Annotated in this window: 16 protein-coding genes; 3 read left to right on the top strand and 13 right to left on the bottom strand. The window is 74.7% G+C overall.

Going from position 1 to position 23,072, the window contains the following annotated elements:
* Window positions 1–10: 10 nt before the first annotated feature.
* The 8 genes from ACMTAK_RS45430 to ACMTAK_RS45395 all read right to left on the bottom strand — a co-directional run bounded on the left by ACMTAK_RS45430 (window position 11) and on the right by ACMTAK_RS45395 (window position 12,661).
* Window positions 11–5,680, bottom strand: a complete 5,670-nt coding sequence (locus tag ACMTAK_RS45430; RefSeq protein WP_413811565.1) for a hypothetical protein — start codon at window positions 5,678–5,680, stop codon at window positions 11–13.
* A 65-nt stretch (window positions 5,681–5,745) separates the two neighbouring features.
* Window positions 5,746–6,606: a hypothetical protein gene (locus ACMTAK_RS45425; protein ID WP_371106184.1), complete on the bottom strand. Its 861-nt coding sequence runs from the start codon at window positions 6,604–6,606 to the stop codon at window positions 5,746–5,748.
* A gap of 67 nt (window positions 6,607–6,673) precedes the next feature.
* Window positions 6,674–8,206, bottom strand: a complete 1,533-nt coding sequence (locus ACMTAK_RS45420; protein ID WP_262705190.1) for a hypothetical protein — start codon at window positions 8,204–8,206, stop codon at window positions 6,674–6,676.
* Between the two features lie 130 nt (window positions 8,207–8,336).
* A complete protein-coding gene (locus ACMTAK_RS45415) occupies window positions 8,337–9,380 on the bottom strand; it encodes a DUF2891 domain-containing protein (RefSeq protein WP_413813195.1) in 1,044 nt (347 codons plus the stop codon).
* 38 nt (window positions 9,381–9,418) lie between these two features.
* A complete protein-coding gene (pcp, locus tag ACMTAK_RS45410; RefSeq protein WP_413811564.1) occupies window positions 9,419–10,063 on the bottom strand; it encodes a pyroglutamyl-peptidase I in 645 nt (214 codons plus the stop codon).
* A gap of 14 nt (window positions 10,064–10,077) precedes the next feature.
* Window positions 10,078–11,046: a DUF979 domain-containing protein gene (locus ACMTAK_RS45405; protein WP_413811563.1), complete on the bottom strand. Its 969-nt coding sequence runs from the start codon at window positions 11,044–11,046 to the stop codon at window positions 10,078–10,080.
* A complete protein-coding gene (locus ACMTAK_RS45400) occupies window positions 11,043–11,765 on the bottom strand; it encodes a DUF969 domain-containing protein (RefSeq protein WP_020873553.1) in 723 nt (240 codons plus the stop codon). Before ACMTAK_RS45400 ends, ACMTAK_RS45405 begins: the two co-directional genes overlap by 4 nt.
* A gap of 140 nt (window positions 11,766–11,905) precedes the next feature.
* Entirely contained in the window at window positions 11,906–12,661 is a 756-nt protein-coding gene (locus ACMTAK_RS45395) for a GntR family transcriptional regulator (protein WP_413813194.1), read from the bottom strand.
* Between the two features lie 232 nt (window positions 12,662–12,893).
* Between ACMTAK_RS45395 and ACMTAK_RS45390 the strand changes: the two genes are divergently transcribed.
* The 3 genes from ACMTAK_RS45390 to ACMTAK_RS45380 are packed head-to-tail and all read left to right on the top strand — an operon-like array spanning window position 12,894 to window position 15,228.
* Entirely contained in the window at window positions 12,894–13,673 is a 780-nt protein-coding gene (locus ACMTAK_RS45390) for a LamB/YcsF family protein (protein ID WP_413811562.1), read from the top strand.
* Window positions 13,670–14,320, top strand: coding sequence for a 5-oxoprolinase subunit PxpB (gene pxpB, locus ACMTAK_RS45385; protein ID WP_413811561.1), 651 nt, complete (start codon window positions 13,670–13,672; stop codon window positions 14,318–14,320). The genes ACMTAK_RS45390 and pxpB overlap by 4 nt, the downstream gene beginning before the upstream one ends.
* Window positions 14,317–15,228 (top strand): 5-oxoprolinase subunit C family protein, encoded by a 912-nt coding sequence (locus ACMTAK_RS45380; RefSeq protein WP_413811560.1) that lies wholly within the window; start codon window positions 14,317–14,319, stop codon window positions 15,226–15,228. The genes pxpB and ACMTAK_RS45380 overlap by 4 nt, the downstream gene beginning before the upstream one ends.
* A 147-nt stretch (window positions 15,229–15,375) precedes the next feature.
* Here ACMTAK_RS45380 and ACMTAK_RS45375 read toward each other — a convergent pair whose 3' ends face one another.
* The 5 genes from ACMTAK_RS45375 to ACMTAK_RS45355 all read right to left on the bottom strand — a co-directional run bounded on the left by ACMTAK_RS45375 (window position 15,376) and on the right by ACMTAK_RS45355 (window position 22,954).
* Window positions 15,376–15,642: a WhiB family transcriptional regulator gene (locus tag ACMTAK_RS45375; protein WP_413811559.1), complete on the bottom strand. Its 267-nt coding sequence runs from the start codon at window positions 15,640–15,642 to the stop codon at window positions 15,376–15,378.
* Between the two features lie 229 nt (window positions 15,643–15,871).
* Complete coding sequence (locus ACMTAK_RS45370; RefSeq protein ID WP_413811558.1) at window positions 15,872–16,888, bottom strand: ankyrin repeat domain-containing protein; 1,017 nt, start codon at window positions 16,886–16,888, stop codon at window positions 15,872–15,874.
* Entirely contained in the window at window positions 16,885–20,529 is a 3,645-nt protein-coding gene (locus tag ACMTAK_RS45365) for a hydantoinase B/oxoprolinase family protein (RefSeq protein ID WP_413811557.1), read from the bottom strand. Before ACMTAK_RS45365 ends, ACMTAK_RS45370 begins: the two co-directional genes overlap by 4 nt.
* Window positions 20,526–21,728: an SGNH/GDSL hydrolase family protein gene (locus ACMTAK_RS45360; protein ID WP_413811556.1), complete on the bottom strand. Its 1,203-nt coding sequence runs from the start codon at window positions 21,726–21,728 to the stop codon at window positions 20,526–20,528. Before ACMTAK_RS45360 ends, ACMTAK_RS45365 begins: the two co-directional genes overlap by 4 nt.
* Window positions 21,725–22,954 (bottom strand): glycosyltransferase, encoded by a 1,230-nt coding sequence (locus ACMTAK_RS45355; RefSeq protein WP_413811555.1) that lies wholly within the window; start codon window positions 22,952–22,954, stop codon window positions 21,725–21,727. The genes ACMTAK_RS45360 and ACMTAK_RS45355 overlap by 4 nt, the downstream gene beginning before the upstream one ends.
* Window positions 22,955–23,072: the final 118 nt, after the last annotated feature.

Raw genomic sequence — 23,072 nt, 5'->3', positions numbered from 1 at the left:
CCCGCCGGGCTCATGTCCGGTCCACCGCCCCGTCGGGCGCCTCCGCGTCCGCCTCGGGGCGGCGGTACATCCGGGTGGCGGTGATCTGGCCGTGGACCTGCTGTTCCTCCTCCGGCTCGCGGACCGGCAGACCCGGCCGCAGATGCTCCTCGACGCTGATGTACTTCAGCCCGGCCCGCAGATCCGCGTCATTGCGCAACCGGATCACCAGCGGGAACTCGGCCAGCGCCGTGGTGTCGAACAGCCCCGTCGTATAGAGCAGCTGCACCCCCAGCGCGTCCGCCACCGCCCGCTGGAGCTCCAGCAGATAGGTGGCGTTGGCGCGGCCGATGGGGTTGTCGAGGAAGAGGGTGCCCGCGTGGCGGTGCTTGTCCCGGCCCCGGTCGTTGCTGCGCAGGGCCGCCATCGTGCAGTACAGCGCGATCGCGGCGGTCAGCAGCTGGCCGCCGGAGAACACATCGCCCATCTGCCCCACCGGGACCCGCTCGGCCCGCAGCACCGCGTCCGGCTTGAGGATCTCCACGGCCACCCCGCGCGGCTGGAGCGCGGCATGGACCCCGCGCAGCAGCAGTGACATGCCGTCCCGGCGCAGATCGGAGTTCTTCCGGACGGCGGAGCGGGTGGCCTCGTCGATGACCTCGCCGAGCCGCTCGGTGAGCGTGGCCTGGTCGGGGTCCTCGAAGCGGATCCGCAGAAACTCCTGGCCCGACCACTCGCCGAGCCCCTCCGGGAGCCGGGAGAGCCGCTGCGCCGAACGCAGGGTGGCCAGGCAGGACTCGACGAGGCCGCGCAGCCGGTCCACGATCGAGTCGCGGTTGCGCTCCAGCTGCTCCAGCTCGTCGGTGAGCACACGCAGCCGGGGCGCGAACGCCCCGGCCCAGGCGGCGGCGTGCTCGGGCAGCGCGGCCGCGGGGAGTTCGCGGATCTGCTGGCGGGCGGGGGTGCGCACCTGCTCGTAGCGGGTGGAGTTGGCGTGCCGTACGAGGACGTCGCTCGCCTCCCGCACCGAGGACTCGGCCGCCGACAGATCGGCGGCGCAGCCGCGCAGTGAGCGGCGGGTCTCGGCGGCGGCCTGACGGGCCTCGGCGAGATCCCCGGCGTACGGCTCGGGCCGCTCGCCGTCGTCCTCCGCACCGGGGCCGTCCCGCAGCAGATCCCGCAGCAGGGCGGCGGTCTCGTCGAAGCCGCCCGCGGCGTCCTCCGCGGCGCGGTGGGCGCGCACCAGGTCCGCGTGGGCGGTGCGGGCGGTGTCCAGGGCGTCCGTTCGGGCGGCCAGTTCGCCATTGGCGGTGCGCAGCAGCTCCTTCGCCTGCTCGGCGTCGGCCGGGACCGTCTCCTCCGGCAGCTCGGTGTGGGCGTCGCCGTCGGCGGGGGCGAGCCGCTCGGCCTCGCCGCGCAGCCGGCCCAGCTGCTCGCTCGCCGCCGACGCGCGGCTCTCCAGCATCTGGACCAGCGATTCGGCGCGCGCGGCGGCGGCCTGTCGGGAGGGGCCGTCGGCGCCGTCGGTGCCCTCCAGGAGCTGGGCGGCGCGGGTGCGGACCTTGTTGGTGAGCCGGTCGAGGGTGGCGAGGGCCGCGCTCTCGTCGCTCTCGGCGCGGGCCTGTTCGGCGCGGAGGTCGGCGCCGACGCCGACCTTCTCGTAGACCTGGGAGGCGGCGCGGTACGCCTCGCGGAGCGCGGGCAGCGAGGCGGACGGCGGCTCGGTGGCCTCGCCGAGGTCGTCGGGGGCGCCCGCGATCTCCGCGCGCTCGGCGCGCAGGGCGCGGGCGGTACGGCGCGCGTCGTCGGCCGCGCGCTGGGCGGCGCGCCGGTCCTCGTCGGCGGCGCGGGCCCGGTCCACACAGCCCGCGGCGCGCTCCTCGTACTCAACGGCCTCCTCGGCCAGTTCGCGCAGCCGGGTCTGCCAGGTGGCGCGCTCCCGCAGCCGGTACGCCAGACCGGCCAGCGCGTCCGCCACCCGGCGGGCCCGCTGCGCCGCCTCCTGGCGCTCGTCCCGGACGCGGGCGGCCTCGGTGGCGGCCTCGTCGGCCTCGGCCCGTGCCGTACGCGCCTCCACGAGATCGCTCTGCGCGGTGTCCGCGGTCTCCCGTGCGGTCTCGGCCGCGGCCGCGAGCTCCGCGAGCCGCCCGGGCGGGCAGCCGGTGCGCCAGGAGGCGAGCCGCGCGGAGAGCGCCCGGTCCCCGGCCAGCCGCGCGGCGAGCGCCCTGATCTCCTCGTCCCGCGCGGTGGCGCGGGACCGCAGCTCGCGCCGTTCGTCGTCGGCGGCGCGCTCGTCGTGCATCGCCGGGTTCGGCGGCACGAGGAAGACCCCGCTGTCCTCGGCGTCGGGCGCGGGCGTCGGCGCGAGCAGCGCGGCCGACGTCCCGACGGCCACGGCGGACCGCGGCAGCAGCGACGCCTGGCCCAGTACCTCGCGGGCGCGGGCGTGGGTGCCGGGATCGGTGATGACGACGCCGTCCACCAGCTCGGGCCGGGCCGCGAGCACGGCGGCGTGGTCGACGGGGTCCACGGCCTGGGCGAGATAGCGCCAGCCCGGGAGCGCGGGGATACCGTGCTCGCCGAGGAACTCGACGGCCGCCAGCACATCGGCACTGGGCGGCAACAGCCCTCCGTCACCGAGCGCCCCCAGGATCCGCGCGTCCTCGGCGGCGGCGGTCCGCAACTCGAACAACTGCCGCTCGGCTGAGCTCACACTCTCCTCGAGCAGCTCCCGCAACGCCTCGGCGTTCCGGTCCAACTCCTCGGCGGTGAGCGGGCCTTCCGCGAGGGGCCGCGGGGCGGGCTGAGGGTGGCGACTGCGGTCGCGGTCGCTTTCGGGATCGGGTTCGGGTTCGCCGCCGGGCTCGGGGCTCCAGCAGTCGGAGTCGTCGGTGGCGGTGGCCGAGTCGGCGTCGTCGGGGCCGGGCCGGGTGTCGGTGGCGGCGGCCTCCCCTTCGGCCTCACCGCCGTCGCCGTCGCCGACCCGAGCCGACACCTCCCCAGGCGGCCGGGACTCAGCCGCCACAACCCGGGCGCCCCCGCGCGGGGCGCCCGACGGGGCCGCGGGGCTGACGTCGGCGGAGTCCTTCGCGACCCGCGTCCCGGCCTGACCGCCGTCGCCGGGGGAATCGGCCGCCACGGCCGGGGCACCGCCACGGGGGCCCTCAGGGCGCGGGCCGTCATCGCCCGGCGGATCGTCCTCGACCTCGTCGATCCGCACCGTCACCCGGCCCGCGGGCCGCGACTCCGCCGCGAGTGGACGACGCCCGGGGGCCTCCCCGGGGCCCGCCTCCGCGTCCTCAACAGATGCCGCTCCATGGGGAGTGGGACGCGTCTCTTCCGCCTCACCCACCGGCCCGGCATCCGTCCGTCGACCTCCGACCGGGGCGGAGCCGTCCCCTGCCTCCTCGACGGGCCCCGGCGCCTCGCCCACCGGGCACGGCTCACCGAGCGCGCACGAGGCGGCAACGCCGTCACCGGGCGCCGGGCCGGAGGCGGGGCCCGGCCCGGCGTGGTCCGCTGCCGCGTGGCGTTCGCGGATGCCGGTGGGGGGCTCCTCGGGGGCGTAGGCGTGGTCATGGGGCGCGGGCTCGCCGTCCACGGGGATCGTGTGGGCGGAGGGGCCCGCGCGGAAGGCGGCGGGGAGTTGGGAGAGGCCGACGTCGTCCGCGTCCTCCTCGTCCACGTGGACCGTGATCCACCCGGCCCGGTCGGACTCGGTCGGCAGGGCTCGGGCGCCTCGGCGGCCCGCGCCATCCGCGTCCGGAACGCGAACCGTCACCCCGCGCGCCGCGCACGCGTCCGCCGGTGACGGGCGGGTGGCGGCGCCGCGCGGGGCGGGGACGGCGGCGGACGGCTGCGGCAGGCCCAGCAGTTCGACCAGGCGCTGCTCCGCGCCCAGCGCCTCCGCGGCGCGCCGCTCCGCGTCGTACGCGGATTCCGCGGCCCGCGCCGCGTCCACCGCTCGCGCCGCGGCCAGCTCGGTGCGGGCCTCCTCGGCGGCGGCCGACTTCGCGTGGTCGGCGGTGCGCCGGGCGGTCTCGCGGGCCTCGTCGAAGGCGGCGACCGTGGTCTTCTCGGCGTCGCTCGCGGCGAGCGCGGCGCGGGCCGGGTCGGCGTCGGGGGCGGAGTCGTCGAGCCATCCGGCGCGGACGGCCTCGGCGGTCTCCTGCTCGACCTCGGCGAGCCGCTGGCGCAGATGCTCGGCGTCGCTGCGGGCGCGCTGGGCCGCCGTTGCGGCGGAGGTGGCGTCGCGGTGGGCGGCCTCGCCCGCCTCCTGGAGGCCGGCGGAGCGCTCCTCCTCCTCGTTGGCGACCCGCTCGCCGTCCTCCGCGGCCGCGTGCAGGGCACGGATGAGTTCGGCGGCGGCCTTGGCGCGGGCGGCGAGCGCGGGGGCCGCGTCCCGCTCGGCCTCACGGATGGCGGCGGCCACGCGCGCGGAGCGGTCGGCGGCGGCGCGGTGGCGCAGCACGGTCTCGGCGGCCTGCCAGGCGGAGTGCAGGGTGCGGGCGTCGTTGAGCTCGCGGCGCTGCGCGGCGGCGCCCTTCTCGGCGGCGGCGAGCGCCAAGGAGGCGTGCCGGTAGGCGAGTTCGGCGGCGACAAGGTCGCTGCGGCCGCGCGCCCCCTCGGCGGCGGTGACGGCCTCGGCGGCGGAGGCGACCCGCCCGGCGAGCTCGGCGACACGCGCCCGCTCCTCCGCGCCGCGCGCGGACAGCCGCCGCGCGAGCGTACGGGTGCGGCGCTCGGCGCCCGCGTGCACACCGCGCGCCTGCTCACGCCGCTCCGCGGCGTCCGCGATGCGCTGGAGCAGATCGAGCGAACCGGCGGTGAAGTCACGCTCGGCGGTCAGCTCGGCGCGGCGGCCCAGCTTGTGGGCGAAGCCGTGGACGAGGTCGGCGAGCCCGTCGGTGTCGCGGGTGTCGGTGACGGCGCGCAGCAGCAGGTCGGTGAAGTCGGAGTCGTTCTTGACCGCGAAGAGCCCGGCGGCCTCGCCCTCGTCGGCGTTCATCTCCCGCTGGTAGCGGAAGAGTTCGGGGTCGAGGCCGAGCTCGCCGAGGTGTTCGTTCCAGCGCTCGTGGATCTCCACCCAGACCACGTCCAGATGCGGATACGACTTGGCGGCCTCCGTAAGGGCGTCACGGAAGCCCTTCATGGTGCGGCGGCGGCCGCGGGCGGTGGAGGCGCCCTCGACGACGGGCCGCACCGCCGCGGACTCGGCGACCGGCAGCGAGTCCAGGCTCATCCCGGGGCCGGGCCGGAAGGAGTACCACGCCTCGGCGAACTTCCGCGGGTCGCTGGAGACCTGACGGCCGCGCCATTCGCTGACCTTGCCGACGACGACGGTCTCACCGGTGACGGTGTGCTGCCACTCCAGCGCGACATGCCCGCAGTCGTCGGCGAGCAGGAACTTGCGCAGCACACCGGAGCTGGCGCCGCCCAAGGTGTTGCGATGGCCGGGCAGCATCACCGAGAAGATCAGCTTGAGCAGGACGGACTTGCCGCCGCCGTTCTCCAGGAAGAGCACCCCGGCGGGGGCGGGGCGGCGCGGCGGGCCGACCGGCTCCTCCTCGAAGAACTCCGCCTGGGTGGGCGCGGGGCTGGGCACCGGCTCGCCGACTCCGCGCAGGTCCAGCACGGTGTCGGCGTAACGCGCACCGGCCGGCCCGATGGAGTAGAGGCGGATCCGGGACAGCTCGTACATGGCGGCGGACTCTCGTTGTCGGAAGGTGTGGTGGTGTCGGGCGGGTGGGGGCCGGGCGTCGGGGTTCAGGAGTGGAAGGGGAGACCGGCGTCGGCCACCAGGTCGAGGTCGTCGCCCTGGTCGGGGGGCAGCAGAGTGGCGCCGCCGTCGCTGACGGGGACGACGCCGAGCTCCAGCAGCTCGGCCATGGCGGCGGAGGCCGCCATGTCGCGCACCTGGAGCTGATAGCGGGCGGTCGTGCGGTAGGTGCCGCCGGATTCGTCGCCGGTGCGCTGGAGGAAGCCGGAGTCGACCAGGAAGGCGACGGCCTTGCCGACGATGCCGGTGGTGGAACCGGCGAGCCTGCGCGCGTCCTTGGTGGCGCCGGTCGCGCTGCGCCGGGCGTAGACCCGCCAGGCGGACTCCAGCCCGGGTGCACCGGTGGCGGGGTCGGTGTTCTCCCCCTGCTCCTCGGCGCGCTCCTCCAGCCGCCGGCACGCCTGGCGGACGAAGGCGTCGACCCCGTTGACGGTGACGCGGCCGATATAGCCGTCGTCGGCGAGGTCCTCGGGACGGGGGAACGCCAGGGCGGCGACGGCGAGATGGGCGAGGCCGTGCAGAAAGCGGTCGGCGGAGTCGGTGGCGGCGCGGCGGGCGTAGTCGCCCATGCGGACGGCGAAGACGGAGTCCTCGGCGGCGGTCACCGCCATTCCGGCGCGGGTCGACACCTCCAGCACGATGAGCCCGAGACCGGCGGCGATGGCGTCGGTGAGGCGCGCGAACGCCGGTTCGTCGCGGTGGCGGCGCAGCAGCTCGGCGTATTCGACGTCCCGCGCGGGCAGCAGCTTGGGCTGGAGCCCGAAGGCCACCAGCCGCGCGGCGTCGGCCGCGTCGGCGGGTGTCAGCCCGGCGGCCGCCGGGGCGGGGGCCGCGTCCGGCGGTGTCATCTCGTCGATGTCGTACTCGGTCACGGCTGAACCTCCTCGCGCGGGGCGTACTCATGGATCGCGGCCATCACGCCACCTCCGCGCGGTCGGCCGCCATACCGGCCGCGTCCAGCAGGGCGGTGCCCACTATCAGGTCGGCGCCGCCGAATTCGGGGTCGTCCAGTTCGGTGCCGTCGTCCACGGCGAACAGCAGCCGCTGCTCGCCCTGGCGATAGGCGGTGCCGACCGGGGGGCTCGCGGCGTGGACGGCGAGGAGGGCGATCAAATAGGGCAGATCGGGATCGCGGCGGCGGGCGTCGGCGAGCAGCCCGGACAGCCGTCGCGGGGCGTCCGCGGGCAGTTCGAGCAGTTCCATGGCCACCGCCAGCTGCTCCTCGCTGAAGCGGCTGTCGTCGGGGGTGGCGATGAGATCGGGCTCGGGCATCTCGGCGCCGAGGTGCTCCCGCTCCACGGGCGGGGTGAGCAGCATCTCGACCAGGTCGCTCATCCGCACCGAGGTCGGGGTGCGCAGCCCCGTGCCACGGGCGAAGAACGCGTCGGTGACCCGGCCCGCGCGCTCGAGGGGCAGCGGGAGGACGGGGGCCAGCAGCTGTCCGTACAGGTCGTATCCGGAGCGCGGGGCGGGGGGCGCGAAGGACTGGCGGTCCTGCTCGGCGCGGAACAGCGGACCGGCCTCCAGCAGCCGGGACTGCAGCTGGGTATGGCGCCGGATGCAGTCCTTGACGATGTCGACGAGCTCGGCGGCGCGCCGCTTGTGCTCGGCGCTCTCGGCCTCGTCGCGCGCCTTGCGGATGTTGGTGAGGATCGCGTTCTCGTGGCGGTAGCGGTCGGCGACGTGGTCGAGCGCCTCGCTGATCAGCTCGGGTACGGTGCTCAGCCAGTCGACGGCGCGGACGTTGCGCCGGGTGGCGTCGAGGGTGCGGCGCAGCGTCTCCGAGTACTGCACGGTGCGGTAGCGGGCCTGCTCGGCGGCGAGTTGGGCATCGGCGAGGCGGCCCCGGCTGATCAGGACCTCCAGCTTGACCTCGGCGGCGATCTGAGCGCTGGTGACATCCGTGTCGAGGGCGCCGACCAGGACGTTGACCGCCTCGTCGGTGGTGCGCAGATAGACGCTGCCGCCGGGGCCCGGCACCTCCTCGATCAGCTTGAAGTCGTAGTCCCTGCGGACATACACCCCATCGGGCCCGAAGGTGCCGTAAACGGCGCGGAAGCCGCGGTCCACACTGCCGACGTTGATCAGGTTCTCCAGCACCCAGCGGGCGACCCGGTCGTGCTCGGCGGCGGGACGCCCGGGGGCCTGGGCCGCCACCCGGGGCAGCAGTCTGGCCACTATCTGCTCGTGGTCGGCGCCGGTGTCGAAGTCCATGTGGAGCGTGACGAGGTCGATGGCGGCGAGGGCGACTTCCGCCATCGCGTACACCCCGTACTCCCCCGCGAGGTTGGCCTTGCGCGCGTCCAGGTCGTGCAGCGGCGCGGTGCAGGCGAGCGCGCGCAGCCGCCGGGCCAGGCCCTCGTCGGCGGCCGGGCCCGGGGCCGGCCTGGCGGCCCCTTCAGCGGTGTTGAGCTGGGGCGCGGCGGCCCCCGGGGGTGGAGATGTCACGTCGCACAGAGTAGGCGGTCGCACCGACAACGTACGAAACGGCACGGAGATCCCGCTATGACATACCAGGTCCCCCGCGCGTGCACGCGCGTACACCGGCGCGCCCCCCGCACCTCACCGATCCGTCAGTCTACGGCTCACCGGCCGGTGGTCCGTCCAGGGCGAGCGCCGCGAAGGTGGCGAGCCAGTGGTCGCCGGTGAAGTCCCCGGAGACGGTGGCCGGGAGCCCGGCGGCCAGATGGTCACGGGCCGCCGTCCGCAGCACGTCCGCGCGCGGATCGCCGTGCGGCAGGGCGGCGGCCAGGCGGCGGAGCGCGGCGGCGCGGCTGAGGATGAGGCCCAGCAGATGGCCGATCTGCGGATCGGCGGGGTCGGAGACGATGGGCGGGGTGAGCACGGTGACGGGCGCGCCCCATTCGACGCCGGGGAGAAAGCGTTCCAGCCAACGCGCGAACTCCTCCTCCGGCAGCACCCGGCAGACCGTCTCGGCCTCGGTGAGCGCGGGCGAGAGGAAATCCTGTCCGGAGGGCTCCCAGTGGACGGGGGCGTCGCGGTCGTCGGCGAACCAGTCGAGGACGGCCTCGGTGACCGGTTCGACGATCCCCTTGGCGCCCGCGGCGGCCGCGCTGTCCAGGACCAGGCCGAGGGCGAAGGCGCTGTTGGTGTGGACGCCGTGCCGCACCGGGTAGGTGGCGCGTTCCAGCCATCCGCTCAGCAGTGCGCAGACGGCGTCGGCGGCCGGTTCCAGGGCCTCGGCCCAGCGCTCGCCCGCGGGCCCCGGCAGGCTCCGGCACTCGGCGGTCAGCGCGAGCAGCCAGGCCCATCCGTAAGGGCGCTCGAAGGAGGGATGGGCGCGCAGATAGTCGGCCTCGGCGGCGAGGGCGTCGGCCGTAAGGTGCCCGTCCAGTACGGCGGTGACCTCGTCGGCGCGGACGCGGTCGGGGCAGCGGCGCAGCAGCCGGACCAGCAGCCAGTGCATATGGACCGCGGAGTGCCAGTCGTAGGAGCCGTAGAAGGCGGGGTGGTGCCGGCGTGGCTCGACCAGGTCCTCGGGTCCGCGCAGCAGATACGCGGGGGCGTTGGGATAGGCCCGGGTGACGTTGGCGGTGGCGAGGGCCGCGAACCGGGCCGCGTACCGGCCGAGTTCGCTCCCCGTCCCGTCCGGCTCATCCATCTCGTCCGGCTCGTCCGCCGTGTTCGGCTCGTAAGCGTTCAATGCGTTGCCCCCTCGGCGACGCGCAGATCGGTCCGGGTGCTCACGGCCGCCCCGATGATCGCCCGCAGCGCGTCGGCGGCCATGGCGGCGGGCAGTGCGGGTTCGGCGCCGTCCACGACCTGTTCGGGCGCGTACGGGAGGTGGACGAAGCCACCGCGCAGGGCGGGCCGCTCGGTGGCGATGAGATGGGCCAGACCGTAGAAGACGTGGTTGCACACAAACGTTCCGGCGGTCTGTGAGACGGCGGCCGGAATCCCGGCCTCGCGAACGGCCGCGACACACGCCTTGACCGGCAGGGACGCGAAGTAGGCGGCGGGGCCGCCCTCGACCACCGGTTCGTCGATGGGCTGCCGTCCGGCGTTGTCGGGTATCCGGGCGTCGTCCACGTTGATCGCGATCCGCTCGACGGTGACACCGGGACGGCCGCCCGCCTGGCCCACGCACAGCACCAGGTCGGGGTCGGCCTCCGCCACGGCGGCGGACAGCTCCTCGAGGGCGGTGCCGAAGACGCAGGCGAGTTGTACGGCCGTGACCTCGGTGCCGGGCGGCGGATCGGCGGCCACGAGGGTGACGGCCTGCCACGACGGGTTGACGGCCGAGCCCGCGAAGGGTTCGAAGCCGGTGAGAAGCACGCGGGTCACAGCAGCGGCCCCCTTCAGAAGGCGAACAGCGAGATGATGGCGATGTTGCAGACCAACAGCGCCCCGGCGGTCGGGATCTGCGCCTTGATGGGCCCGTACTGGTCCTTGAGTTCCAGCAGGGCGGCGGGCACCAGATTGAAGTTGGCGGCCATGGGTGTCACGAGCGTGCCGCAGAAACCGGCCAGCATGCCGACGGCGAGGACGACGGGCGCGTCCCCGTGCATCTGCTGGATGAGCACGGGCCAGCCGATGGCGGCGGTCATCACCGGGAAGGCGGCGAAGGCGTTGCCCATGATGACGGTGAACAGGGCCATTCCCACGCAGTAGACGGCCACGGCCACGTACTTCTGGCCCTCCGGCAGCACCTGTTCGGTGATCTTGCCAACCTGGGTGCCGACCCCCGCCTCCTGGAAGATGGAGCCGAGCACGGCGAGCAGCTGCGGCAGCAGCAGCGCCCAGCCCATGGACTCCAGCAGGCTCCGGCCCGCGTGCAGCGGCACCGCGGGCCGCCGCTCGCGCACCACGACCATGCCGACCAGCAGCCCGACGATCGCGCCGAAGCCGAGGCCCAGGATGGTCTCGCTGCCGGCCTCCAGGACCGGTTCGCCCCCGATGTGCCAGTGCTTGACGGCCGAGGCGCAGACGACGGCGACCAGCGGGATGGTGAGCGCCGGGACGAACAGCCTGCTGCCGAGCCGGGCGGCGGATGCGGCGCGCTGCTCGGGCGTGGTGGTGCGCGGCACACCGCGCCCGGTGAGCGGGAAGCCGCCCAGGCAGACCATGGCGAGGACGGCGACGCCCAGCGGTTCGGCCGGGGCCTTCTTCTCCACCACCCAGCTGCTGTAGAAGAAGCAGCCCCCGAGCAGCCCCCAGAACGCGGCCGAGCCGAGGCGCTTGGGGTTGGTGCGGTCGACGACCATCTGGGCGGCCATGGCGAGGAAGACGGCGCCGACGAGCCAGAAGAACCACTCCGCCTTGATCACTTGGCTTCCTCCGCGGTGCGGCTGCCCTCGGCAGCGGATCGGCCGCCGGAGGCGGCGAGGTCGTGGTCCAGCGAGCGGTCCAGGCGCAGTAGCCGGAAGCCGTGGATGAGGAACGCGCAGACGGCGGTGGGGATGGCCCACAGCGCCAGCTGAAGGGGCTCCAGATGGGTGTGGTAGGTGGTGTTGACGAACCCGGTGATCAGCAGGATCGAGCCGATGGCCAGGAAGCAGTCCTCGCCGAAGAACAGCCCGACCGTGTCGGCGCTGGCGGAGTACGAGCGGACGCGCTCGCGGACCCGCTCGGGCAGCGGGCCGTGGCGGCGCTCCGCGGCGCCCTCGGCCATCGGCGCGACCATGGGCCGCACGCTCTGGGCCGGGCCGCCGATGCTGGTGAGGCCGAGGGCGGCGGTGAGCTGGCGCAGCAACAGATAGAGGGCGAGGAACCGGCCGGTGGTGAGCTTGCCGAGCCGGCCGATGAGGGTACGGGCCTGTTCCTGGAGGCCGTGGCGCTCCAGGAGGCCGATCACGGGCAGGGTGATGACGAAGATCGTCACCGAGCGGCTGGAGGCGAAGCCGTTGCCGAAGGCCGCCAGGATCTCCTGGGGCGAGAGCTTGGCCAGCAGTCCGGTGGCGATGCCGGCAACCCCCACCACCAGCAACGGGTTGCGTCGTGTGGCGAATCCGAGGATCACCACGAGGACGCCAAGGAGAACGATCATGCGTCCCGCCTTCCGCGCACAAGGACCTCACGGGGGCGTGAGGAGGGTGCACCGGAGGCTAGGCGTTCGTTCAACGATCCGACAAGAGCCTGAAACGAACTTGTTCCGGCCCCGCCGGATCGTTTACCGCTGGGAAACCTCTATCGACGGGACATCTTCCGCGCGTAGGCGTCGGCCAACTGTCCCTGGGAATCGTCCAGATAGGAGGCGAGCAGCCGCTCGGCCTCCACCGCGTCACCACCCTGGAGCACCTCCAGGATCTGGCGGTTGCGCACCAGATAGGGGGCGTAAAAGCGGCGGGGGTCGGCCATGACGTGGAAGACCAGCCGGAGCTCGGCCAGCACCGCGCGCATGAGTTCGTCGGCGCGGGGACTTCCGGCGAGGGAGACGATCGCCTGATGGAAGCGGATATTGGCGGTGGACAGGTCCTCCCAGGCCCGGTCCCGCGCGGCCCGCTCGCCCGCCAGGACCGCCGCCTCGACCGCCCGCAGCTCGTACGGCGGCTCGCCCAGGCCGCGCACCGCCGCGCATTCGACGAGCCGGCGCACGCGGTAGATGTCGTTGAGGTCGTCCACCGTGACGACGCGGACGAAGACGCCGCGGTTCAGTTCGTGCACCAGCAGCCGCTCGTGGGTCAGCAGGCGGAAGGCCTCCCGGAGAGTGTTGCGCGAGACGCCGAGCGCGCCGCCCACGCTGTCCTCGGACAGCCGGGTGCCGGGCGGGAAGAACCCCTCGGCGATGCGGTCGCGCAGGATGTCCGCGACGCGCTCCGCCGTGCTGGTGCGCCCCAGCAGCGCCCGGTCGGCCTCGAGTCCGGCGGCGAGACCGGGGACCGGGGCGTATCCGGTCGGCTCCACCGGTTCCACCGGCTCCGCGGCTTCCGCCGTCTCCGGCACCTCCGACATCTCCGGCACCTCGTCCGGCGACTCGCCGGAGCGGCGGTTTGCTCCCTTTGTCCCGTTCGCCACATCAGCCCCTGTTCGGTGACTCGTTCGTCCCGTATAGCGAGAAGTCAAGCCCAGAAATCGTCGCCGGACAACAACTATCTTGTCGGATCGTTCAACGATCGCTTACCTTGTGGTGCCATCCGCATCCCCTCACGTATCCCCCACGCCCGAACGGACGGATATGACCGCATCCTTGGCGAACCTGTCCATCGATCTCAATGCCGACCTCGGCGAGGGGTTCGGCCGCTGGCAGCTCACCGACGACGAGGCCCTGCTGTCCATCGTCACCAGCGCCAATGTCGCCTGCGGCTTCCACGCCGGGGACCCCTCGACCATGCGCCGGGTGTGCGAGCTGGCCGCCGAGCGCGGAGTGCGCGTCGGGGCCCAGGTCTCCTACCGGGACCTGGCCGGTTTCGGCCGGCGCAGCATGGACGTCCCGCCCCGGGAGCTGGCCGACGAGATCGCCTATCAGATCGGCGCGTTGGAGATCTTCGCCCGCGCCGCCGGAACGCGGGTGCACTACGTCAAGCCCCATGGCGCGCTCTACAACCGCAGCGTGCACGACGAGGCGCAGGCCGCCGCCGTGGTCGAGGGCGTCAGGCTGGCCGCCGGCGGTCCGCTGCCGGTGCTGGGGCTGCCCGGGTCCCGGCTGCACGAGGCGGCCCGCGCGGCCGGGCTGCCGGTGATCGCCGAGGCGTTCGCGGACCGCGCCTACACCGCCGCCGGGACGCTCGTGCCGCGCGTCGAACCCGGCGCCGTGGTCCACGACCCGGACACGGTGGTCGAGCGCGCCCTGGGCTTCGCCCGCGACCGCGCGGTGACCTCGATCGACGGACGGCGCGTCGAGGTGGACGTGCGCTCGCTGTGCGTCCACGGCGACACCCCCGGCGCCGCCGACCTCGCCCGCCGGGTGCGGTCCGAACTGGCCACCGCGGGGGTGCGTGTGGCGGCGTTCATATGACGGTGCGGACCCTGCCCGTCGGTGAGCACGGGCTGCTCATCGAGCTCGACAGCGGCGAGGCGGCCGAGGCGCTCCACGCCGAGCTGCTGCGCCGCGCCGCCGAGCGGCGGCTGCCCGCCGTGCGCGAGATCGTGCCCGCCGCCCGCACCGTGTTCCTCGACGGGCTCGCCGACCCCGGGCGGCTCGCGGCCGAGCTGCCCCGCTGGCGGATACCGCCCCTGGACCGGGGCGACAGCGAGATCGTCGAGGTGCCCGTGCGCTACGACGGGCCCGATCTGGACGAGGTCGCGCGGCGGTGGGGGGTGACGCCCGAGGAGGCCGTACGGATCCACTCCGGCGCCGAGTTCCGGGTGGCCTTCTGCGGCTTCGCGCCCGGCTTCGGCTATCTGACGGGGCTGCCCGAGCGATTCCACGTGCCGCGCCACGCCACGCCCAGGACGCGGGTGCCGGTCGGCTCGGTGGCCCTCGCGGGCGGGTACACGGGCGTCTATCCGCGCTCGTCCCCCGGCGGCTGGCAGCTCATCGGCACCACGGACACCGTGCTGTGGGACACCGCGCGGGAACCGGCGGCGCTGTTCACCCCCGGCACTCGCGTCCGCTTCATCCCGGTGTCGGACAGCGCGGTCCCGGAAGGGGCGGCGCCATGACCGACAGCGCCTTCGTCGTCGTACGGCCGGGGGCTCTGACCACCGTCCAGGATCTCGGCCGCGTCGGCCATGCCCATCTCGGGGTGCCCCGCTCGGGGGCGCTCGACCAGCCGGCCCACCGGCTCGCCAACCGCCTGGTGGGCAACGCCGAAGGGGCCGCGACCCTGGAGACCACGCTGACCGGCTGTGCGGTGCGGCTGCGCCGCCCGGCGACGGTCGCGGTCACCGGCGCGCCCTGTCCGGTGACGGTCGACGGCCGCCCCGTCGCGTGGGGCGCGGCCGTACGGGTGCCGTCGGGCGCGCTCCTGGAGGCCGGGGCCGCCGCCCACGGGGTGCGCAGCTATGTGGCGTTCGACGGCGGTGTCGAGGCCGAGCGGGTGCTGGGCAGCCGGGCCACGGATGTGCTCTCCGGGCTGGGCCCGGCGCCGCTCGCGGACGGCGCGGTGCTGCGGCTCGGGCGGCCGCGCGGGCCGGCGCCCGCCGTGGACGGGGTGCCGCACCGGGGCGTCGCACCGGAGCTGGTGCTCCCCGTGGTGCTCGGTCCCCGTGACGACTGGTTCACCCCCGCGGGGCTGCGCACGCTCTCCACCGGGGACTTCCGCGTCTCGGCCGCGAGCAACCGGATCGGCCTGCGGACCGAGGGTCCCTCACTGCGGCGGGCGCGGGACGGTGAGCTGGCCAGTGAGGGCATGGCGCTCGGCGCGCTCCAAGTCCCGCCGGACGGACGGCCGGTGCTCTTCCTCGCCGACCATCCGACGACCGGCGGCTACCCGGTCGTGGGCGTCGTGCCGGAGCGGTATCTGGCCGCCGCGGCGCAGGCCGTCCCCGGCACTCCGGTGCGGTTCACCCCGCTGGGCCGGGTCTCCTGGGGGCCGACCGCCCGGCGGACCGTCCCGGACGGCGCCTGAGCGGTCTCGCTGAAGTCCAGTGCGGTTCGGGTGCGCCCCGCAGGGGCGCGGGGCCGTCTCGATGTGCGGCTCCGCCGCGTGGGCGCGAACGGCCACGACGCGGCCGCGGATGAACGACCGCACCTCGCGGCACTTCCCGCGGAGCGCTCAGCGGGCGCGCCGTGCGCCGACTCGCTCCCTGCGCTGTGCCTTGCGGCGCAGCGCGCGGCGCTCCTCCTCACCGGTACCGCCCCAGACCCCGTGGGTCATTCCGCTCTCCAGTGCGTAGTCCAGGCATTCCTGGATCACCGGACAGCGCCGGCAGACCTCCTTGGCCAGCGTCTCCTGCCGCCGGGCGGCCGGGCCCGCCACCCCCACGGGGAAGAACAGCTCCGGATCCTCGTGCGTGCATTCGGAGTCATGCCACCAGGCCATGGCTGCCCCTTCCCTGAACGAGTTGCTGAAAGCACCCGCCGTCGGGCTCACGCGCGGTGTGCGCGGGGCGGGCGCCCCGTGGGTCATTCGGGCGCGTCCGGGCGGGCTTTGACAAGGTGCGGGTTTCCGATCGTGGCGGCGGCAAACGGATCCGAACACGCCATGCCTCATTTCGGGCTGCCTGGGTGAGCCCGGGGCGGCTTGGGGCCCCTCCCGGATGCGTCAGTCGTCAGTCCCGCAGCCGCTCGGGCAGCAGGATGACGGTGCTGCCCGGCCGGCCGATCCACCGCGGACCGCCGTCGACCGCGACCCCGGTGACCGCGGCGGCCATCGCCAGCGCCCGCGCCGTCCAGCCGGACGGATGCCCGCCGTCCCCGAACCGATACCGCCACGCCTCCTCCGGATCGCCCTGCTCCGGATCGAGCATGACCTCCTCGCAGGAGCACATCGCCCCGCCACGGGCTATGGAGGGACGGATGAACGCGTCGGGGTGGTCGAAGACCGAGACGGCCACGGTGCCCCGGGAGAGCGGCGCCAGCACCTCCTCGCCATGGATGGCGATCCCGTCGAACTGCTGGAGCACCACGCCGCCGGGCGCCGCGCCGACCAGCAGCCGCCCCTCCTCCTCCAACAGGACGTCCGCGTAGTCGGCCTCGCCGCCTTCCTCCCCGTCCTCGCCTTCCTCGCGGTCCTCGTCCTCGTCCTCGCCGATGGTGGCGACGATGTCTCCGCCCAGCGCGGCCACGACCTCCGGCACGCTCCGCCCGGCCACGAACGCCACACAGCCCCAGTCCTGGTACTCCCCGCCCTCGCCGTCGAAGGCGGCGATCAGCTCATCGGCCGCCCGCTGCGCGGCCCGCTCCTCGGGGGACGGCTCCCGGGCGCCGGGCACCCCGGCCACCAGGTCGGCCAGCGGCGTCCACCACGCCAGCTCGCCCGGGCACCGTCCGTCGGCCTCCCGGGGCCGCCAGGGGTCGGCCCCGGCCGCGATGAGCGCCGACGCCTTCTCCCGGTCCCAGTTGCGCACCGCGTGCCACAGCGGGGTGCGGCCCGCCGCGTCCGGCCGGTCCACCTCCCGTGCCACCGTGAGCAGTTCGGCCAGCACCTCGGCGCTTCCCGAGCAGGCCGCGGAGTGCAGCGGCGCCATATGGCCGCCGACGATGCGGTCGGGGTCGGCCCTCGCGGCGAGCGCGGCGCGCACGGCCCTCAGATCCGTCCAGTCGTGGATGTCCTGCCAGTCGGTCATGCGTCCAATCTGGCATCCGCCACCGACAATCCGTCTCCGGCCTCCTCCGGCGGGCCGTAACCGCCGCCGCCCGGGGTGTGGACGACCAGGACGTCCCCCACCCCGACGTCCGCCGCGTCACGGCCGTCCAGGCGGTCCACCGAACCGTCGGCGCGCTCGATCAGGTTCGCGCCCGGCGTGCCCGGTTCGCCGCCCGCCATGCCGTACGGGGCCACCCGGCGGTGGCCGGTGAGGAGGGCGACGGTCATCGGCTCCAGGAAGCGGATGCGGCGGGTGACGCCGTGGCCGCCGCGCCAACGGCCGCGGCCGCCGCTGCCCCGGCGGATCGCGAAGTTCTCCACCCGCACCGGATAGCGCCACTCCAGCACCTCGGGGTCGGTCAGCCGGGAGTTGGTCATATGGGTCTGTACGGCGTCGGCGCCGTCGAAACCGTCCCCCGCGCCGGAGCCGCTGGCGACCGTCTCGTAGTACTGGACGCGGTCATTGCCGAAGGTGACGTTGTTCATCGTGCCGGAGCCCTCGGCCTGGACGCCCAGGGCCGCGTACAGGGCGCCCGTGACGGCCTGGGATGTCTCGACGTTCCCGGCGACCGTGGCGGCCGGGAAGACGGGCGCCAGCATGGAGCCCTCGGGGATGCGCACCTCCAGGGGCTTCAGACAGCCGCTGTTGAGCGGGATGTCCTCGGCGACCAGCGTGCGGAAGACATAGAGCACGGCCGCCATCACCACCGAGCTGGGCGCGTTGTCGTTGCCCGGCCGCTGGGGCGAGGTGCCGGTGAAGTCCAGGACGGCGCCGCGCGCGTCGCGGTCCACCGTAAGGCTGACGCGGATGACCGCCCCGCCGTCGGTCTCGTAGCGGTACGAGCCGTCACGCAGCCCGGTGACGATACGGCGCACCGACTCCTCGGCGTTGTCCTGGACGTGGCCCATATAGGCGTGCACGACGTCGAGGCCGAACTGCCCGATCATCCGGCGCAGTTCCTGGATGCCCTTCTCGTTGGCGGCGATCTGGGCGCGCAGATCGGCGAGGTTGGCGTCCGGGGCACGGGACGGATACGGCCCGCCGGTCAGCAGCTCGCGGGTCTCCCGCTCGCGCAGTGCCCCGTCCCGCACCAGCAGCCAGTTGTCGAAGAGGACGCCCTCCTCCTGGATGGTGCGGCTGAAGGCGGGCATGGAGCCGGGGGTGATGCCGCCGATCTCGGCGTGGTGGCCGCGCGAGGCGACGAGGAAGAGCAGTTGGTCCCCCGGCTCGTCGAAGACCGGGCTGACCACGGTGACATCCGGCAGATGGGTGCCTCCGTGGTACGGGTCGTTGATCGCGTACACATCGCCGGGCCGCATCGCGCCCCCGTTGCGCCGCAGCACCTCCTTGATGGACTCGCCCATGGAGCCCAGGTGCACCGGGATGTGCGGGGCGTTGGCGATGAGGTTGCCCCCGGCGTCGAAGAGGGCGCAGGAGAAGTCGAGCCGCTCCTTGATGTTGACGGAGTGGGCGGTGTGCTCCAGGCGGACGCCCATCTGTTCGGCGATGGCCATGAAGAGGCTGTTGAAGACCTCCAGCATCACGGGGTCCACCTCGGTGCCGACCGCGGTGGTGCTCGGGCGCGGCCGGACCCGGGTGAGCAGCAGATGGCCGCGCTCGCCCATGGTGGCCTGCCAGCCGGGGTCGACCACGGTGGTGGCGTCCTCCTCGGCGACGACCGCGGGCCCGGTGACCCGGTCCGACGGGCGCATGCCGTCGCGTTCGTAGAGCTCCGTCCGCTGCCAGCGCCCTTCAGTGAACATCCTTACGGTCGTCACGGGAGCCAGTTCGCCCTCCCTGGGCGGCCGTTCCACGGCATGGCCGCCGGTGGGCCCCGCCGCGCCGACCGCCTCGACCGACACCGCCTCGACGACCAGCGGCTTGTCCATGGTGAAGGCGTAGCGGGTACGGTGCGCCCGGACGAAGTCCTCGGTCATCGCGGGGGCGGGGCCGAGCGGGACGGGGATGGAGGAGTCGGTGCCCGCGTACCGCAGATGGACCCGGGCGACGGTGTCGAGGGTGTCCTCCGGGACCCCGTCCGCGAGGAGTTCGCCACGGGTCTGATCGGCCAGCCGCGCGCACAGCTCGCGCACCCGCGGCAGCGTCTCCTCGCCCAGCTCCGCCTCGACGGCCTGCTCGCGCATGGCGGTGGCGTCGGCCACCCCGATGCCGTACGCGGAGAGCACCCCCGCGAGCGGCGGCACGATCACCGTGCCGATGCCGAGCGCGTCGGCGACCGCACAGGCGTGCTGGCCGCCCGCGCCGCCGAAGCTGGTGAGCGCGTAACGGGTGACATCACGGCCGCGCTGCACGGAGATCTTCTTGACCGCGTTGGCCATGTTGAGCACGGCGATGTCCAGGAAGCCCGCCGCGGCCTCCTCCGGTCCACGCCGGTCGCCGGTCGCCTCCGCGGTCTCCTCGGCGAGCGCGGCGAAGCGCTCCCGGACCGTCGCCGCGTCCAGCGGCTGGTCGGCGTGCGGGCCGAAGACCGCGGGGAAGTGGTCCGGCTGGATCCGGCCGAGCATCACATTGGCGTCGGTCACGGTCAGCGGGCCGCCGCGCCGGTAGCAGGCGGGGCCGGGGACGGCCCCGGCCGAGTCCGGCCCCACGCGGTAGCGCCGGCCGTCGAAGTGGAGCACCGAACCGCCGCCCGCCGCCACGGTGTGGATGTTCATCATCGGGGCGCGCATCCGCACCCCGGCGACCTCGGTGCCGAAGATCCGCTCGAACTCGCCCGCGTAGTGCGAGACATCGGTCGAGGTGCCACCCATGTCGAAGCCGATGACGCGGTCGTGTCCGGCCTCGCCGGAGGAGCGCGCCATGCCCACCACACCGCCCGCGGGCCCGGACAGCACCGCGTCCTTGCCCCGGAAGTGCGCGGCCTCCCGCAGCCCTCCGTTGGACTGCATGAACATCAGCCGGATACCGCGCAGTTCGGCGGCCACGTCCTCCACATAACGGCGCAGGATGGGCGACAGATACGCGTCGACCACGGTGGTGTCGCCGCGGGACACCAGCTTCATCAGCGGGCTGACCTCGTGGGAGCAGCTCACCTGGGCGAAGCCGAGGTCGCGCGCCACCGCGGCGACGGCCTGTTCGTGCGCGGCGTGCCGATAGCCGTGCAGCAGGACGACGGCGGCGCTGCGGAAGCCGTCGCGGTGGGCGGTGCGCAGCGCCTCGGCGGCGGCGTCGAGGTCCAGGGGGCGGACGACCTCGCCGTGGGCGTCCACCCGCTCGGGGATCTCCACCACCCGGTCGTACAGCGCCTCGGGGAGCAGGATCCGGCGGTCGAAGAGGCGGGGACGGTTCTGGTACGCGATGCGCAGCGCGTCCCGGAACCCTTCGGTGACGACGAGGACGGTCGGCTCACCCTTGCGCTCCAGGAGGGCGTTGGTGGCGACGGTGGTGCCCATCTTGACGACGTCGATCCGGTCGGCCGGGACCGGATCGCCGGGGCCGACCCCCAGCGTCTGCCGGATCCCGGCGACGGCCGCGTCCGTATAGCGCTCGGGGTGGTGGGACAGCAGCTTGCGGGTGACCAGGCGGCCGTCCGGACGCTTGCCGACGACGTCCGTGAAGGTTCCGCCCCGGTCGATCCAGAATTCCCAGCGACCCGTCACCCCGCCATTGTCGCAGCGGACGGCGGTGTGTCGGCGATGAGCGGATCGGTGGACGAGTGGGGCAGCGGGTCGGGGCTGGTGGACGGCTGAGGAAGGTGGGCGGGGGCCGGGCCGCGGGTCACCGCGGTGAGCGCGGCGAGCGTCGCCCGCCGGTCCCGGTCCTCGAGCAGATGTCCGGTGCCCTTGAGGCGGTGGTGCCATTCCAGGGCCGCCAGCGCGACCAGACCGGGCAGGAGGTCGGTGCAGCGGTCCGCGATCCAGCGGGTGCCGCGGGTCGCCATCCACCACGCGGAGGCGGCGCGCGAGGGCGCGGGGCCGTCGAGCTCCAGGGACGGCGGGGCGCCGGTCGCGACGGACCGGGCGCGCAGGGCGCTGTGGAACTCCCTGGCCAGCAGCCGGTGCCCGAGCTCGCTCGGATGCAGCCGGTCCACGCTCCACGCCCGCCGGTCGGCGACCCAGGTGTGGTCGCTCAGCTCCACATGGACCGCCTCGTGGCGCTGGGACAGCGCGTGCACCACGGTGTTCACCGCGCACATCCGGCGCCCCAGCGGGCGTGCCAGCGCGGACGGCAGTCCCAGCATCCGCCCGGGGTCGGGCAGGCAGGCGGTGAGCACCACGGCGCCGTCGGCGCGCAGCGCGCCGATCGTGTGGTCGAGGGCCTCGGCGACTCGGTGGATGTCGAACGAGTCGCGCAGCGTGTCGTTCCCGCCGACCACGACCGACACCAGATGCGGGCGGGCGCGGCGGGCGGCGGGCAGCTGTTCGTCGGCGACATCGGCGGCCAGCGCCCCGCTGCGGGACAGATTGACGAACTCCACGGGCTCGTCGGGGTGCGGCCCGGCCGCCGCCGCCAGCAGCGCGGCCCAGCCGCGCCATCCGCCGCCGGGCGCCGGGTCGCCGAGCCCCTCGGTGAGCGAGTCGCCGAGGGCGGCGAACCGCAGCCTGCGCGGCTCCGCGCCCTCGCCGTCGCCTGTGGCCTCCCCGTCGCCCGGCGTCGTGCCCGGCGTCCGGCCCGCCCGGTGCGGGACAGTGGCCGCCCGGTGCGGGACAGCGGCCCCGTCCTGTCCCGCACACCCCGTCTCCGTAAGGCCGGCCTCCGCGAGGACGGCCTCCGTAAGGGCGATCTCCGTAGGGACGGCGTCCTTACGAGACGGTTCCGTACCAGCGCGGTCCCCCGTGTGAGCGCCGGCTGCGCTCACCGCACACCGCCGACGGCCCCTGGCGCGGAGACCGCCGGAGCGGCCGGGAGCGCGGCGGCCGGTAGCCGGCCGCCGTCGGCGCACCGGACGCCCTCGGTGGACGCGTCATGGGCGGCCAGGAAGGAGGCGACCGCCGCGGGCCAGCCGTAGCGCTCGGCGCGGGCCCGGGCCGCCGCCCGGCGCAGGGGCTCCGAGCGGCCGAGGACGCGCTCGACGGCGTCCGCGAAGGCCGTTCCGTTGTCGGCCGCGGTCTCGCCCGCCGCGCCGACGATGTCCGGCAGCGCGGACAGCGCGCTGACGACGACGGGCGAACCGCAGGCCAGCGCCTCCAGTGCCGCGAGGCCGAAGGTCTCCGCCGGACCCGGCGCCAGCACCACGTCGGCGCTCGCCTGGATGGCGGCGAGCCCCGCCCGCTCCGCCACATGGCCGAGGAAGACGGCCGGAAGCCCCTCGGCGCGGGCGCGGGCCTCCAGGCGCGCCCGGAGCGGCCCGTCCCCGGCGACCACGAGCGCCGCGGAGACGCCCCGCCGCCGTAGCTCGGCGAGCGCGTCGAGCGCCCGGCCCGGCCGCTTCTCGGGCGAGAGCCGCGAACACATGGCGATGAGCACGGCCGCCTCACCGCGGTGGTGATCCCGCAGCGCCGCGTCGTGGTGGGAGGGGTGGAAGTGGCCGAGATCCACGCCCAGGGGGGCGCGTACGACATTCCGCGCGCCGATCCGTACAAACTCGCGCGCCGCCCATTCGGTGGTGCAGACGATCCGCGAGTACGCCCGCGCGGTACGGAGGTTGAGCCGGTCCGCGGCTCCCTCGGCGAACGCGTCCGGCACCCCCCAGGTGCGCAGCACGGCGTCCGCGCTCTCGTGGGAGACCATCACGGCCGGTACGCGGGCGCGCCGTGCCCACTCCCCCGTCCAGCGGAGGGAGGTGCGGTCCGACACCTCGAGCCGGTCCGGTGCGAGGCCGTCGAGCAGCCGGGTCAGCCGCCGCCGGTCGGTCAGGACGCGATAGCCGCCGGTGCCGGGGATGGCCGGCCCGGGCAGCGTGATCACCCGCCCCTGCCGGGTGTGCTCGTCCGAGACCCGCTCGCCCGGCACCACCAGGACGGCCTCGTGCCCGGCCGCCTGGTATCCGGCCCCGAGCTCGCGCAGCGCGGTGCGGAGGCCGCCGGAGGCGGGGGTGACGAAGTTGGCCAGCCGGACGATGCGCAGCCCCTTGCCGTCGCTCATGCTCTGCTCTCCTCCCGCGGCGCTCATGCTGCGCCCCCTTCATTCGCTTCTCCGCGCGCGCGGCGCAGAAGCGCGGGTATCGCCATCCACTGCGGCCCGGCGGCCGCGCGTGCGGCGC

The sequence above is a fragment of the Streptomyces lacaronensis genome (assembly GCF_047337785.1).
In the GTDB taxonomy this organism is placed as follows: domain Bacteria; phylum Actinomycetota; class Actinomycetes; order Streptomycetales; family Streptomycetaceae; genus Streptomyces; species Streptomyces lycopersici.
This window is presented reverse-complemented; position numbering and strand designations above follow the sequence as displayed.